We start from the raw sequence: 13409 nt of genomic DNA, 5'->3' as shown, positions 1-13409 counted from the left end.
CGGCCGCTCCGGGCATTGCGGCGCCGCGCGATTGAGCGAGGATGCGGCCCATGTCCAACCTCCAAGGCAAGACCCTCTTCATCACCGGCGCCAGCCGCGGCATCGGCAAGGCCATCGCGCTGCGCGCGGCCCGTGACGGCGCCAACATCGTCATCGCGGCGAAGACCACGGACCCGCACCCCAAGCTGCCCGGCACCATCTACACGGCGGCGAAGGAGATTGAAGAGGCCGGCGGCAAGGCCCTCCCGTGCGTGGTGGACATCCGCGACGAGGCGCAGATCCACGCCGCCGTCGCCAAGGCCGTGGAGACCTTCGGCGGCATTGACATCCTGGTGAACAACGCCAGCGCCATCAGCCTCACCGGCACGCTGGACACGCCGCTCAAGCGCTTCGACCTGATGCACGGCATCAACACGCGCGGCACCTTCGCGTGCTCGCAGGCGTGCATCCCGTACCTCAAGAAGTCCTCCAACCCGCACATCCTCAACAACTCGCCGCCGCTCAACATGGAGCCGCGCTGGTTCGGCCCGCACGTGGCCTACACCATCGCGAAGTACGGCATGAGCCTGTGCGCGCTAGGCATGGCGGAGGAGCTGAAGGACGACGGCATCGCCGTCAACACGCTGTGGCCCCGCACCGTCATCGCCACCGCCGCCGTGCAGAACCTGCTGGGCGGTGACGACACCATCAAGGGCAGCCGCAAGCCGGAGATCATGGCGGACGCCGCGTACACCATCCTCACCAAGCCCAGCCGCTCCTTCACCGGCAACTTCTGCATCGACGATGAGGTGCTGCGCGCCGCCGGCATCACCGACCTGGACAAGTACCAGTCCGTCCCCGGCGCGGAGCTCCTGCCCGACTTCTTCCTCTAGCGCGCCTCAGGCCCCATGCCCCCGCGCAAGCTCCAGCGGCACCTGGTCTGGCTCGAGTCCTTCACCGCCGCCGTGGAGGCCGGCAGCATCGACGCCGCCGCGGAGCACCTGGGCGTCGCCCGCTCCGTCGTGAGCGAGCACATCCGCGCCCTGGAGGAGGCGCTCGCGGATGGCGCCGCCCTGCTGGAGCGGGGGCCGGGCCGGCGCCTGCAACTGTCCGCGCGCGGCGAGCGCCTCTACGCGGGCACCCAGACGCCGCTGCACCAGCTGGACGTGAAGCGGCTGATGGACCTGGCCCGCGTGGAGCCCACCCTGCGCCTGGGCCTCAACCCCACGCTGTCCATGTCGCTGTTGGGCGGCATCGCGCAGGACGCCGCCGCCGCCGACCTCAAGCTGGTGGTGGGCTTCGGCGGCTCGCACGAGCTCATGCGGCAGGTGCAGACGCGGCAGCAGGACCTGGCGCTCGACTTCACCCCCCTGCCCCCACACGAGGGCGTGGACACCGAGTCCCTGCTGCGCATGTCCTTCGTCGTCATCGCGGGCCCTGACTCCGCGCTCGCCCGGACGCACGCCTCCCGCCGCTCCCTGGACGTGAAGGATCTCCAGGGTCAGCGCTTCGTGGACTGGCTGCGGGACGACCCCTACGGCGGCGCCAACAGCGCGCGCTTCGCCGCGCACGGCGTCTCCGTCACCGAGGTCGGCCGGGTGGAGAGCTTCCTCCACCTCTACGAGCTGCTGCGCGCCTACAAGGCCTGCACCATCGCCCCGGACGTGCGCCCCACCCAGCCCTTCCCGGCGGACCTCCACGTCTGGCCCCTGCGCGAACGGGAGCCCCAGGTGGTGGAGGTCGTGGCCGTGTGGCCCTCCGGCGGCCTCAGCCCCGCCGTCCAGGCCATCCTCGACGGGGTGCGTCGTCGCCTGGGGAAACGGCGATAATCCGACGAAGACGTCGAATTCTGCCGGATTTCCGTCTTGCAGCGTCATGCGTATTCTTCAGGAGTCCTGTTTCTCCAGAAGGAGCCGCCCGCGATGACGCCCACGGAACGGACCATTGCCCGCCTTCCCGCCCACCTGCGCCGCTACGTGGTGAGCCAGGACTACGCGGCGTACACGCCCCGGGATCAGGCGGTGTGGCGGCACATCCTGGGGCAGCTGCGCGAGCACCTGAGCGACAAGGCGCACCCCGTCTACCTGGAGGGCCTGGAGGCCACGGGTATTGGCGCGGAGGCCATCCCCAGCCTGGACGAGATGAACGAGAAGCTGTCCAAGCTGGGCTGGGCCTGCGTGGCGGTGCGCGGCTTCATCCCGCCGGCCGTCTTCACGGAGCTACAGGCGCTGGGCGTGCTGGCCATCGCGGCGGACATCCGCACGCACGAGCACATCCAGTACACGCCCGCGCCGGACATCGTCCATGAGAGCGCGGGCCACGCGCCCATCATCGCCAACGCGCGGTATGCCCAGTACCTCAAGGCCGTGGGGCTGGTGGGCTTCAAGGCCATCGCCAGCGTGGAGGACCAGGCCGTCTTCGAGGCCATCCGCAACCTCTCCGTGGTGAAGGAGGACCCCACCGCGACGGAAGAAGAGATCGCCCACGCCCAGGCCCGCCTGGAGGCCGCGAACGCCAGTCACCGCTACATCAGCGAGAGCACCCGCGCGAGCCGCCTGTACTGGTGGACCGCGGAGTACGGGCTGATTGGCGACCTGAAGCACCCGCGCATCTACGGCGCGGGCCTGCTGTCCAGCATCGGCGAGGCCCGGCACTGCCTGACGTCCGCCGTGCACAAGCTGCCCCTGGGCGTGGCGTGCGCGGACACGGACTACGACATCACCCGCATGCAGCCGCAGCTCTTCGTGGCGCGCGACTTTGAACACCTCTTCGAAGTCCTGGCGGAGTTCGAGTCCACGCTCGCGTGGAAGCGCGGCGGGGACCACGGCCTGAACGAGGCGCTGCGCGCGCGCACGGTCAACCACCTGGTGCTCGCGGACGGCCGCGAGGTGACGGGCAAGGTCGTGGAGCTGCTGCCCGCCGCGAAGGACGTGGCCCCGGGCCTGTCCACCGCGCTGGCCCGGCTGGAGGGCCCCATCCTCACGTCCGTGAACGGGCACGCCGTGGACAAGCCGTTCAGCGGCGCGGCGCTGGTCGCCTTTGGCCAGGGCACCCTGCCGGAGCGCGGGAGCTTCCAGCTCACGCTCGACAGCGGGCTGGTGCTGGAGGGCTTCGCGGTGGGCGGCGGCGAGGTGATTGCCCTGCGCGGCACGCTGGCCGGCCAGGAGCTGACGCTGCCGTCCATGGCGCGCCTGTACCTGACGGAGCGGCTGCCGTCCGTGGCGGGCGGCCCCGCCGACCCGGGCACGTGGGACGAGTGGTTCGGGGAGCTGGACGCCTTCACCGCGGGCGACGGCGAGGCCCAGGCGCGCGAGCGCAAGGCGCAGGCCCTGCCCCCGTCGCTGGCCGCCCTCTACACGGAGGTGCGCCGCATCCGCGAGGCGGGGCAGCTGGCCCCCGAGCGGCTGGAGCAGATCGCCCGGGCGAGCACGGACTTCCCGTCCGACTGGCTCCTGCGCGCCGAGGTCGCGGAGCTGCGCGGCGAGGTGCCCGCGCGGCGCGAGGCGGCGCACGCGTAGGGCCGTCGCTTCGAATCACAGACGGATGACGTGCAACGGCCCGGTCGACCTCCTCACGAGGTCGCCGGGCCGAAGCACTTCCGGAGGGCTGCCTTGCGCCAGGGACTACGCGTTGCGGCGCACCATGGCCACGTCGTAGTGGCGCTCCGTCACGTAGCCGTTCGCGGCCTTGCCGGGGCGGTACATGTTCCCGGTCTTGTCATCCACGTAGAAGCGGTTGTTCGGGTTCGTGTCCTTGCCCGTGCTGGCGTTCTTCGTGCCCGGGTCGTGGAACGTGTAGTAGGTGCGGCCCTTCTCGTCGACGCCGCGGCCCGTGATGGTCACGAAGTGGTCCGTGAGGCCGTCCGCGTTGTAGCTCGCGTCCTTGTGGCTCACGCCCACGACCACCGGCTTGCCGGCCTCCAGCTGCTTGTCGATGTAGTTGCGGCCCTCGGCGGCCTTCTTCGAGTCCACCTTCAGCGCGCCGACGCCGTTCTCGCTGGTGCCCACCTGGATGCGGCGGTCGGGGCCCAGCACGGTCGCGCCCGCGTCGCGCGACATGGCCGTCGCGGCCTTGAAGCACGCCGTGTCGCTCGCGGTGTAGCCGTGGCCGTTCTCGAACTGGCTGTAGTACGGCACCTTCACGTGCACCGCCGGCTTGTCCTTGGACGGGGCCACCTGCTCCGTGTTCGCGGGGGCCGCCTCCGTGGTGGGCTTGGACGTGTTCGTGCCCTGGCCTTCCGTGCGGCCCGGCTTCGAGTCGCCGCTCACGGACGGGGGGACCACGCCCGTGTTGGTGTTGGCCGGCTTCGTCGTGGCGCCCGACTTCTCCTGCTTCAGCATCGCGAGCGCGTCCTTCGCCTCCGACTTGAAGCGGTTGGCCACGCCCTTCTGCACGTCCTTGGAGCTGCCGGAGAAGTGCACCAGGGTGCCGTTGCCGTTGGTGCGGCCGCGCTCGGCGTAGATGTCCTTGATGAGCTGCTCGTCGCTCACCTTCGAGGGGTCGCGCCCGGCCAGCGCCTTCTTGAAGATGTCATCCGCCTTGCCCGGGCCGTGCTGCACGGAGGTGGACCAGGCCACGTCCCGCAGCGCCGCGGAGCGCTTGTCCAGGTCGATGCCCGTCGCACTCTTGATGTTGGCGGCGCCCTTGTCGTAGTGCGTGGCCTTGATGTAGTCGTGCTGCGCCTTGTCGAAGCCCTTCGGGTCCTTCGCCGCCAGCTGCTTCCACGCGGCGGAGAACTGCGCGGAGCCCGGCTTGCTGCCCGACAGCGCCTGGTGGAACTCCGGGTGCGTCTTCTTCAGCGAGTTGACGAACGACTGCGCGGACCCGTTCGCGGAGGCGAACTGGTAGGAGCCGTAGGACACGCCGCCCTTGTCACCCTTGCCCGTGGACACGGTGCCGGGGCCGCGCGCCTCGTACTTGCGGCTCAGCCCGCCCAGCTCCCCGCTGGCCGCGCTGCTGGAGGACGTGTTCGTCGCGGGCGTCGTCGCCTTCGCGCCGTCGGTGGCCTGCGTGAAGCTGTCACCCGACGTCTTCGTCCCCGCGCTCGACTTCGTGGTGCCCTTCGTGTCGAAGCCGTCCTGCACCTTCAGCGTCTTGCCGGCCTGGATCTTGTTCGGATCCTTGATGTTGTTCGCCTTGGCCAGCGCGTCGACGGTCGTGTTGTAGCGCTTCGCGAGCCCGGTAAGCGTGTCACCCGACTTGATGCGGATATTGGAGACGGTCACGGAGAAGACCCCTCTATGTCAGGCCGCGAACAGACGCGCCGCGGACGTGCTTGGATTGCAGCGATTATCGGAAGGCAATGCGATCAGTTTCGCATTCCCAGTCACAATCCCGTTAAACCAGTGATTCCGGCAACTTCAGTTTCAACGGATGGATCCGCTGAGACTGAAGAACCTGCCCAGGAGGCCCAGTCGGATGTCCAGGATCCAACCGGATTTCAAAAGTGTGGCATTACTGTTTGCCATTTGCGTCACGAGCGCGGTCCCGGAGGCCTCGGCCCAGGGGCCCGAGGGACTCACGGGGGTCTATTCGAACAAGGGCGGGACGCTGGCCATCGTCGAGGGCAGCAACGAGACGCTGGTGCACTTCTCCGGTTCGTTCCCGCAGGGCGAGAGCGCGGGCACGTGCGATTGCGCCCTGGTCGTCCAGAAGAAGACCGCGACGAATTGGTCACTTCAGCAGGCCGGCGAGGAGGACGCCTGGACGCTGCGCGTCAATCCCAAGCAGTTCGTGCTGGAGTCCGGTCCGTCACCGTCCTGTTGCGGAGCCGGCTACCCGGGCAAGGACACCTTCGCCCGGAGCACGGCCAGGCCGCTGGGCATCTGCAAGGTGAAGGTGTCCAAGGCGGGCTTCCACGCGTCGGACGCGGCCAACACGCCGCGCAAGGCGTTCGTGGTGTCCGGCGACGCGGTGGAGGCCTACGTCGACCCGGTGGAGCCGGACTTCCTCGCGGCGCGCTTCCAGGGGCCCCAGAAGGCCACGGCGGGGCTGCTCAAGCGCGAGGACCTGGACTGTGCGGCGGAGTCCGCGCCCAAGGCCGCCGTGAAGGCCCCCGTGGCCGCGGACAAGCTCCAGCCCTTCGCGGGGACGTGGGTGGAGCTGACGCGGCAGGGCAAGGGCTTCGTGGTGCTCAAGCCCTGCTCGGCCGCGACGCGCAGCTTCACCGTCAAGCCCGCGACGGGCGAGGTGGAGGTGCAGCTGGGCCAGGAGGCCACGACGCTGAAGGTGACGTCCGTGGAGCCCGGCAAGGGCGCCGGGGCCTGGGTGCTGGGGCTCACGTCCGCGGACGGCAAGCCGGAGGCGCTCCAGTGGAAGACGGCCGACGCCGCGAAGGGCACCGTGTCCGTGAACAGCCCGGACCTCTTCTCCCAGAGCCACGACTACGTGCGCCAGGAGAAGAAGTCCGCCTTCCCGTCCAAGCAGGAGACGGGGTGCGACGAGTACGAGCGCTAAACGTCCGCCGGCTTCGGCGCGTGGGGGGCGGACAGGCGGGGTTGTCCGCCGGGGCCCAGGAGCCCCTGCATGGCGTCGAAGAGGTTGAGGTTGGAGCCGCTGGGGAGGAAGACGACCTTGTCCAGGCCTCCGACGACGGCGGCCTGGGCCTGCGCGGCCACGGCCTTCACGAAGTTCTCTCCGCCGCCCAGGGACTCCACGCGCTGGCGGAACTGGCTGGCCTCCACTTCCGCGAGGCGCGACTGGCGCTCCACCTCCAGGTCGTTGAGGCGCTGCTGGCGCTCCAGGGCCACCTGGGTGGTGAGCCGTTCGCGCTCGGCCTCCGCCTCGGAGCGGATGCGCGAGGCGCGAGCGTCGGACTCGGCGCGGGCCAGCGCCTCTTCGCTCTCCACGCGGGCGCGCTCCAGCTGGGCCTCGGCCTCCACCTTGGCGCGGCTGAGCGTCTCCAGCTGGTGGTTGCGGTTCTGCAGTTCGATGAGGGATTGGCGCTCCGCCTCTGACTTGCGGTGGCTGGCGATGTCCGCGAGCTGCTTCTCCTCCTCGCTGCGGATGCGCTTGAGCTCCGCGGCGGCCTGGGCCTCCTGGCGTGAGGCGTCCAGCTGGATCTGGATGTTGGTGTCGATGGCCTCGCGCAGCTTCAGGGCTGTCTTCTCATCGACGGGGGCGATGTCCTTGATGTCGATGTCGATGATGCGCAGCAGGTTCTCGGAGAAGAGGCGGTCCTTGCGCGCGCGGCCCGCGTCATCCATGCCGAAGATGGCGCGGCGGATGAGCACGCTGGCGTTCTTGTGGAAGGTCTCGAACTCGTTCTCCGCGGCGACCTGGCGGATGCGCGACGCGAGGTTCTCACACACGTACCCGATGAAGTCGTTCACCCGGAAGATGGCCTTGTCCTTCTCCGGGTCGCCCTGCACGTCGAACTGCCACTTGTAGGAAAGCTTGATGCGCAGCCGCGCGTGGTCGCGCGTGGCCACCTCGAACAGGTCCGTGGCGAAGTCCGGCCCCAGCCGCAGCATCAGCACCTTGAGCTGACGCGGGCGCTTGGGCGTGCTGCCGGACAGGTCCAGGACGGTGACGTCCTCGTACGGGCGCAACATCACCTTCGCGGGGCCGAACTCCACGCGCGCGTGGTTGGTCTCGAAGTCGTTGATGAGGACCGCCGTGTTGTCCTCGATGCGCAGCACGATGGCGCGCGTGCGGTCCCCCTTCTCCGTCGCGATCATGGGGCGAGGAGCGCGGGCGTCCTTCGCCTCCGCGGGCGGCAGCGGAGGCGTGAGGCCCAGCAGGGCCTCCGCGTCCGGGGACAGGCGCTTCTCGTGCAGCTCCTGGTGCGCCTCCGGCATGAACTGGCACGGGCCCTGGACGAGCGACACCTTGCCCGAGCGCAGGTCGCGCACGTACAGGCCTTCCCCCTGCCCCAGTGACAGCGCTGCAATCTCACGGTGGATGAGGACCTTCTCGCTGGGAACGTAGGTGCGAGGGCCCCGGACGATCCACGTGTCACCGGCCTTGCGCGCGCGAGGCTCGCCGCCCTCGTTCTCGGAGAGGTCATCCAGCGCCTGGAGCTTCAGCCCCTGGAGCTCCGACAGGACGTGCTTGCGGCGCACGTCCCCTTCCAGCGCCTCACCGGGTTCGAGGAAGAAGACATCCGGACCGGAGACGACCTTGCGGCGGCCTTCCTGGACTCGGCCAGTGGCGCGGTCCACGGGATTGAGGATGACGCAGTATTCGGTCTCCTTGAGGACGCGGGCCTTCTCCAGTGACACGACGGTGACGGACTCGCCGGGCACGTAGCGGCCGGGGCCGCGCACCAGCCACTCGTCACCTGCCTCGCGGCGTCGGGGCGCGTCCGGGACGTGGGTGTCCGTGAAGGCGGTGAGCGCGCGAAGCCGCAGCGCTTCGGACACGCCCAGGACGTATTCCGGGACGATGTCGCCCTCCAGCTCTTCGCCCGGGTACAGCGGAAAGACTTTCGGGCCCACGCGGACCTCTCGGTCGCCCACCGCGACGCGGGCCTGGCCGAAGTCGTCCAGCGCCACCTGTCCGTCCACGCGCACCACGGGGTTGCGCACCACGCACCAGCTGCCGGCGCCCACCTCCACCATCCGCTCCTTCGCCACGAGCGTCAGGTGCGCTTCCAGCGTGAGCACGCGCGGGCCCACTTCCATGAGCACGACGCCGCGGTTGGCGTCCTCGATGTATGCGTACTCGCGGTTCTTCAGGGAGATGCGCTGGATGGCTTCGGTGCTGGGGGCGGACGGCATGGCACACCTGCTCGCGGGGGTGGGGTTCGGCCGCGAGTCATTGCGAGCCCCATGCCGTCACCGCTCCGCCCTGGAACAGCCCCTCACCGCTCCGGACTGGCATGGGGGCTCGCTCCATTCCGGTGCGTGGTGTTCCAGACTGGAGCGCCTGCCGAGCTTGGAACGCTGCTCGGCGTCTGTTCGAATGCATCCTGTGCGCGGGCGGGGATGCTCCGGCCCGATGGCACCCACCCCGGAGGAAACATGAAGGCATCGCGACTGAAGCAGACGATTCCTGGATTCGCGCTGATCATCGGCATCATGGCGGGCACGGCGCTGGCCATGGTTCCCGGCTCGACGGCGGAGACGACCGAGAATCAGACGTCCGCTGTCCAGATGATCTGTTCGGCCAGCTGCAAGCCGTGCTCGAGCCAGTATGACTGTGGCTCGCGTGAGGGTTCCTGCGGGGTCTGGCGCTGCACCAACCCGATGTAGACACCTGAAGGAAGCGCCCCCATCAGCCTCCGAGTCCCAGGACTCGGAGGCTTTCCAATTGTTGCGAAGAGATGGCCATGCGTCTCCGGACATGCGGCGCCCTTTTGCTGCTGCTCATTTTTTCGGCCTGCGCCACGACGGAGCCACGCGCCCGTGCGCCAGCGGCCCGCGGTACGAGGGCGGCCAACCTCCAACGAGCGGCGGCGCTGCCCTGGAGGGATGACGGGCGGTGCGTTGTCCGCGAGGCGTCCCAGCCTTGGCCCGTGCTGGTGGAGCGGTGCTATCCGGCGCTCGATCATGCTCGCGTCGAGTTCCGTGACACCACGGGAAGATGCACGGTCGCCTCCGCTGACGCCGCGACCTTGGGACTCGGGTTCTGCGTGCTGGCGGCCCCTGAAATCGCCGTGGGAGCCGTCATCGTCCTGGGCGTGGTGGTCGTCGCCGTCGCCATCCAGGAAGAATGGGACGCCTATGAGCTCCGCCATCTCTACCCCGAGGAAGCAGGGAGCTCACGAGGGACGAAGGTTGCGTCCCGAGATGCTGTAGCGAAGCCGAAGCCCAAGCTGGAACCGGAGCCAGCGGGCCAGGGCAGACAGCCCCCGGTGCCGCCTGTGCCCGTGGACAGGACGGGCCGCGCCAGCTGCGAGCCTGTTCCCGTGCGTCACGCGGGCGAAGATCGTGCGCATAACGAGTGTGCCGATAAGTTTCCGCCCAACCGTTATCCCGGGATGGATGTGCTTGTTGGCGGTGTACGCTTCGATGCGCTGCAAGTCGGTGTCCGCAAACTGTGGGAGATCAAGACCCACCGATTCGACTCGTATAATGATTTCATCCAGGACAGAGAGATTGAGAAAGAACTGGATCAGCTAGAAAAGGAGCGAGAGGTCGCGAAGGCCTGTGGATATGAATTCATCGTTGGGGTGAGCACCGAGGCGCACAAAGCGGCGCTGGAGGAACTGGAACCCACTCTCATTATCGTCGTCACAGGGTGTCAACGATGACTACGCGAAAAAGACTCACTCTCATTGTCTACGCGCCTGCGCTCTTGGTTGACGACAGCCGCCCCGTCGCCATCGTCAATGGGATGGAGAAGGCGTTGCCCAGCATACGACTGGAGTGGGAAGTCGGAGAAGGCGGGCGCCTTATTGCATTGCCACGGCGCGACGAATGGCTCTTGGCGAGCATTGAGGATGGAGGATTCCCCCTCATATGCAACGGGGACGAGAGTTATCCCGTGACGGTCAATGGAAGGGACCGGTCCGAGCTCTTCAGTCCCGGCGGCCAGGCCCAATTTGAAGTTCATGGCAAGCTGCCACTCGACGCACCTGTAATCGCAGCAGCGGCGGCTCTGCTTGAGGCCGTGGCGGAAGGGGCTCGTGCGTTCTGGGGGCACGCGTCGCCGTATGGTTACGGCTCGGAAGTCGCGCAGCAGTTCCGCCGCTCACCGGACGGACCTGAGCAATCTCCCCGTGGGCTCCCCATGCTCAACATGCCTGAGAAGAGCCCCAGGCCGGAGACTCCCTCTTTCCTTGGATGGGTGAACTATTGGTCCGCTGCCGCCGCGGAGGTCATCGGGTTCCCGGATCCTGCTCGCGATGCCGAGTTGCTCACGCGGGCGCGTCGCACTCCGTCAGGCGGGTGGATCGTGCAGCTCACGGAGACGCCGCTTGATTACGACAACCCCGTGCACGTGGAAGCGCTCAAGCGGACCTACGAACGCTTTCCAGCCATCGGCGCACGCTCAACGCCTTTGCCCTGAAACAGGACAGCCGCCCGTCACCTCTCGGGCGCGGGCGGCTGTTCCCTCCAATCTCCTGCTCAGCCCCGGGCGGCGCGGGCGTCACGGCCCTTGGCGCGGGCGGCCTTGGAGAGCAGGTCGCTCCCCTTCTCCTCGCCCTTCATCCACGCCTTCAGCGCGGGCACCACCTGCTTGCTCCAGGCGCGGCCGGCGCGCACGGCCAGGAAGTCCTGCACCAGCGCGTCCACGATGGCGGAGAGCTGCTCGGTCAACTCCAGACGCTCGGAGAGCTGATCATCCTCTTCCTCCGTCATGAGCGCGGGCAGCTTGGCGGCGCGGATGTCCAGGAACTCGGAATCCAGCGTGACTTCGTACTCGCGCTCGCCGTGCGAGATGCGCAGCCGCGCCTGGGACACCAGCAGCCCCCGGTCCAGCGAGTGGCGCACGTTCTCCGAATACGGCGCCAGCGTGCCCTTGGCGCTCATCTCCGTGACGTCGCCGGCCACGCCGCGCAGCACCACCTTGCCCAGGTAGAGCACCACCACGCCCGCGCCGTCGTGCTCGACCAGCGGGTCGCCCGACTCCGAGCGCCACAACAGCCACGTCATGAACTCGCGGCCCAGGTAGGCCCGGCCGCGCAGCAGCTGTTCGCGCGCCTTGCCCTTTTCGACTTCGGCTTCGTCCTTCTCCTCCTCGGTGGCAGCACCATCCACGCCGACATCGCCCCGGGCGAACGCCGCCTCTTCCCTCGCCTGCTCACGCCTCGCCATGGGTGTCCTCCACCGAAGCCGTCGCCGGCAGGTCCATGCCAATGAGCTCCGCCGTGGGGCCCAGGGCCTTCTCGTCGATGCCCGCGCGCTGCGCCATGGACGCGGGCGTGATGCCAATCACCTTCACCGCGAGGGCGCCTTCCAGCGCCACGCAGATCTCATCCACCGTCTTGCGCGACGCGGCCCAGACCTGCACCGTGTGCGTCTTCAGGTTCCACGTCACGTCCAGCGTGCTGGTGCGCGGCACCGCGCGCTGACGCAACAACTGCTTGAGCTCCGCGCGCTGCTTGTTCTTCTCCGCGCGCGCGGGCGGCCGGCCGTTCTCCTTGCCGAAGGCGGCGGCCCACTTGTCCAGCTCCGACTTCATCATCGACGCGGGCACCTTCAGCGTGTCGATGCGGAAGGCGAAGAGGGCGTACTCGCCATAGAAGAGGTTGCCGGTGGCGAACTCGGAGGACTCCGGGTTCTCCAACTCGACAAACCCCGCGGCGCGCTCCTCCTCGGAGCGGCGGTCGATGGGCTCGAACGCATGGGACTTGAGTCCCTTGGTCATCCAGCGCTTGACGTCGGACGGCGCATCCTTGGCCGGCTCGGTCCGGAAGCGCGAAAAGGTCACTGCACCACGTAGGACAGGCATGGGGCGCGGCAGGATGGGGGTCCTGTGTCGCCGCGTCAAGGCACTCGGTGTGGCTGGACGTGAAGCGCCGGGAATAGCCTTCGCCGGAAGCCGTTTGCCCGGGCGCCGTCCAACCGTGCACTTCTTCCGCCCCACCCGCTGGCGGGAATCCATGACACTCCCAGGCACGCGACATACGGTGGCCGCCGCCATGCGCCGCGCCCTCCTTCCCGCCAGCGTCGTTGCCCTCTTCCTGTCCGCCTGCACCCACACGGCCGCCACGCCAGACGGCGCCCCACGCGACACCCTGCCCGGGGTGACTCACGCCCTGCTGGAGACCCTGGAGGCGGACGGCGCGCTCGCGGGCGCGTACGTGGTGGACGCGCGCACCGGCGAGCCCCTCTTCACCCACCGCGAGAACGTGCGGCTGTTGCCCGCGTCCACGATGAAGGTGGTGTCCACGTCCGCCGTGCTGTCCGCGCTGGGAGCGGACTTCCGCTTCACCACGCCGGTGTTCCTGGAGGGCTCGCAGGCGGGAGGCCTGTTCCTGGGCGACGTGGTGGCGCAGGCGTCCGGGGACCCGTCGCTGGGCTCGTGGCGCTTCCCGGAGACGGCGCTCGCGTGCGACCGCATCGCGGAGGCCTTCCAGGCGCGCGGCATCCACCAGTGGCGCGGCAACGTGCGCATCTCCGGCACGGACGGCCTGGACGGCGGCATGGGCCCGGGCTGGGCCTGGGATGACGCGGCCTACGCCTACAGCGCGGCGCCCACGCCCTTCGTCTTCCGCGAGAACGTGGTGGACCTGGCGCTGGCGCGCGCCCCCGGAGCCACCTGCGCGGACGCGCCCTCCGTCCAGTGGACGCCCACCTTCGCCACGCTGTCCGCGGTGGTGAACGTGGACGTCAACGCCGAGCGCGCGAACCTGGCCTGCGTGCGCGGAGGCGGCGGAGTGCGCTGCACGTGGCGCTCGCCCACGGGCGGGCCGTGCCCCCAGGCCGCCGCGGTGAAGCTGTCCGTGGACGCGCCGGAGGCCCTCTTCGCCGCGTGCGTGGACGACGCGCTGGCGCGGCATGGCATCACGCGGCTGCCGCTGTCCCTGGAGGCCCCCACCC

General features: G+C 69.0%; 12 protein-coding genes. 8 read left to right on the top strand and 4 right to left on the bottom strand.

All coding sequences use genetic code 11. The features are described 5' to 3' along the window. Nucleotides 1-50: 50 nt before the first annotated feature. The 3 genes from D7W82_RS12435 to D7W82_RS12425 all read left to right on the top strand — a co-directional run bounded on the left by D7W82_RS12435 (nucleotide 51) and on the right by D7W82_RS12425 (nucleotide 3497). Complete coding sequence (locus D7W82_RS12435) at nucleotides 51-872, top strand: NAD(P)-dependent oxidoreductase (protein ID WP_120618579.1); 822 nt, start codon at nucleotides 51-53, stop codon at nucleotides 870-872. 15 nt (nucleotides 873-887) lie between these two features. After that, entirely contained in the window at nucleotides 888-1808 is a 921-nt protein-coding gene (locus D7W82_RS12430) for a LysR family transcriptional regulator (protein ID WP_120618545.1), read from the top strand. Between the two features lie 93 nt (nucleotides 1809-1901). Further along, entirely contained in the window at nucleotides 1902-3497 is a 1596-nt protein-coding gene (locus D7W82_RS12425) for an aromatic amino acid hydroxylase (RefSeq protein ID WP_120618544.1), read from the top strand. A 105-nt stretch (nucleotides 3498-3602) separates the two neighbouring features. On the opposite strand, the gene D7W82_RS12420 is transcribed toward D7W82_RS12425, so the two are convergent. After that, nucleotides 3603-5204, bottom strand: coding sequence for a LysM peptidoglycan-binding domain-containing protein (locus D7W82_RS12420; protein WP_120618543.1), 1602 nt, complete (start codon nucleotides 5202-5204; stop codon nucleotides 3603-3605). Between the two features lie 223 nt (nucleotides 5205-5427). Between D7W82_RS12420 and D7W82_RS12415 the strand changes: the two genes are divergently transcribed. Beyond that, nucleotides 5428-6435, top strand: a complete 1008-nt coding sequence (locus D7W82_RS12415) for a hypothetical protein (RefSeq protein WP_233587445.1) — start codon at nucleotides 5428-5430, stop codon at nucleotides 6433-6435. On the opposite strand, the gene D7W82_RS12410 is transcribed toward D7W82_RS12415, so the two are convergent. Next, nucleotides 6432-8699, bottom strand: coding sequence for a hypothetical protein (locus tag D7W82_RS12410; protein ID WP_120618541.1), 2268 nt, complete (start codon nucleotides 8697-8699; stop codon nucleotides 6432-6434). The two genes, D7W82_RS12415 and D7W82_RS12410, sit on opposite strands and share 4 nt — an antisense overlap. 243 nt (nucleotides 8700-8942) lie before the next feature. Here D7W82_RS12410 and D7W82_RS12405 point away from each other — a divergent pair, with 243 nt between their 5' ends. The 3 genes from D7W82_RS12405 (at nucleotide 8943) to D7W82_RS12395 (ending at nucleotide 10932) form a co-directional block, all read left to right on the top strand. Continuing rightward, nucleotides 8943-9173, top strand: coding sequence for a hypothetical protein (locus D7W82_RS12405; protein WP_120618540.1), 231 nt, complete (start codon nucleotides 8943-8945; stop codon nucleotides 9171-9173). 77 nt (nucleotides 9174-9250) lie between these two features. Next, nucleotides 9251-10174, top strand: a complete 924-nt coding sequence (locus D7W82_RS12400) for a DUF6310 domain-containing protein (RefSeq protein WP_120618578.1) — start codon at nucleotides 9251-9253, stop codon at nucleotides 10172-10174. Continuing rightward, on the top strand, nucleotides 10171-10932 hold the full coding sequence (locus tag D7W82_RS12395) for a DUF5953 family protein (RefSeq protein WP_120618577.1): 762 nt from the start codon (nucleotides 10171-10173) through the stop codon (nucleotides 10930-10932). Before D7W82_RS12400 ends, D7W82_RS12395 begins: the two co-directional genes overlap by 4 nt. Before the next feature lie 59 nt (nucleotides 10933-10991). Here the strand turns inward: D7W82_RS12395 and D7W82_RS12390 are convergent, their stop codons facing one another. Continuing rightward, entirely contained in the window at nucleotides 10992-11681 is a 690-nt protein-coding gene (locus tag D7W82_RS12390) for a hypothetical protein (protein ID WP_120618539.1), read from the bottom strand. After that, entirely contained in the window at nucleotides 11668-12318 is a 651-nt protein-coding gene (gene rdgC / locus D7W82_RS12385) for a recombination-associated protein RdgC (protein WP_120618538.1), read from the bottom strand. Before rdgC ends, D7W82_RS12390 begins: the two co-directional genes overlap by 14 nt. A gap of 190 nt (nucleotides 12319-12508) precedes the next feature. Here rdgC and D7W82_RS12380 point away from each other — a divergent pair. Then, nucleotides 12509-13409, top strand: a 901-nt coding sequence (locus D7W82_RS12380; RefSeq protein WP_233587444.1) for a D-alanyl-D-alanine carboxypeptidase, incomplete at its 3' end; no start/stop codon positions are given.

Origin of the sequence: Corallococcus sp. CA049B (assembly GCF_003611685.1) — a bacterium.
In the GTDB taxonomy this organism is placed as follows: Bacteria; Myxococcota; Myxococcia; order Myxococcales; family Myxococcaceae; genus Corallococcus; species Corallococcus coralloides.
The sequence above is the reverse complement of the archived record's forward strand: the minus strand, read 5'-3'. Positions and strand labels throughout refer to the sequence as shown.